This is a genomic window from Halomonas sp. LMYGS-3 (genome assembly GCF_059509875.1).
This window is the reverse complement of record NZ_JCAKFQ010000071.1, coordinates 1-1,042: the sequence shown is the minus strand read 5'-3', so window position 1 is coordinate 1,042 and position 1,042 is coordinate 1. Positions and strand designations below refer to the sequence as shown.

At 60.5% G+C, this 1,042-nt stretch carries 1 protein-coding gene; it reads left to right on the top strand.

Annotation, left to right across the window (positions count from 1 at the left end; genetic code table 11):
* Positions 1–91 precede the first annotated feature (91 nt).
* A partial coding sequence (locus AC5W54_RS22480) for an IS5 family transposase (protein WP_495964322.1) occupies positions 92–1,042 on the top strand: 951 nt, incomplete at its 3' end.

Here is a 1,042-nt window from a genome sequence, read left to right as displayed (position 1 = left end):
GGAAACGCTGCACAAATCCCGACGCAGCTGCCTGTTCGGCTCCGGCGGGGTAGAATCTGACCATCCCGCCACCGTCTGACAGAGCCATCCGATGAAGCAGATCTCGTTCGCCCAGGCTGAGCACCAGAACAAGAAGAAGGTCACCCGCCGAGAGCGATTCCTGGCACAGATGGATGCCCTGGTGCCATGGCAGCGGCTGATCGAGGCACTGGCGCCGTCCTACTTTCCAAACTCGGCCGGCAAGCGAGGTCGGCCGCCGATTGGCCTGGAGCGCATGCTGCGGATCTACTTCCTGCAGCAGTGGTATGCGCTCGCCGATGAGGCGTTGGAAGATGCCATCTACGACAGCCAGGCCATGCGCGACTTCATCGGTATCGATCTGGCCGTCGAGAGCGTGCCGGATGCGACCACGCTGCTGCGCTTCCGCCATTTGCTGGAGAAGCATGCCCTGACCCAGCGGATCTTCGAGGAAATCAACGCCCACCTGGCCGAGCAGGGCCTGTTCATGCGTGAGGGCACTATCGTCGACGCCACCATTGTGGCGGCCGCACCCTCCACCAAGAACAAGGCCAAGCAGCGTGACCCGGAAATGAAGCAGACCAAGAAGGGCAACCAGTGGTTTTTCGGCATGAAGGCCCATATCGGTGTCGATGCGGTCACCGGACTGACCCACAGTGTTGCCGCCACCTCTGCCAATGTCGCCGATGTCACCATGACGAGCCACCTGGTCCGAGATGACGACAAGCGGGTATACGGTGACGCGGGCTACACCGGCATGTGGAGCTACCTGGACGAAGAGAAGGATGCTCCAGACTCCCGGTGCTGTGTCGCCGCCAAACGCGGCACCATCAAGAAGATGGACGACAGCCCCATGAAAACGCTGCTGCTGGAATTCGAGAAGACCAAAGCCAGCATCCGTGCCAAGGTTGAGCATCCGTTTCATGTCATCAAGAACCTCTTCGGCTACCGGAAGGTGCGCTACAAGGGGCTGGCCAAGAACCAGGCGCAGCTGTTCAGCTTATTCAGTCTGGCTAACCTGGTG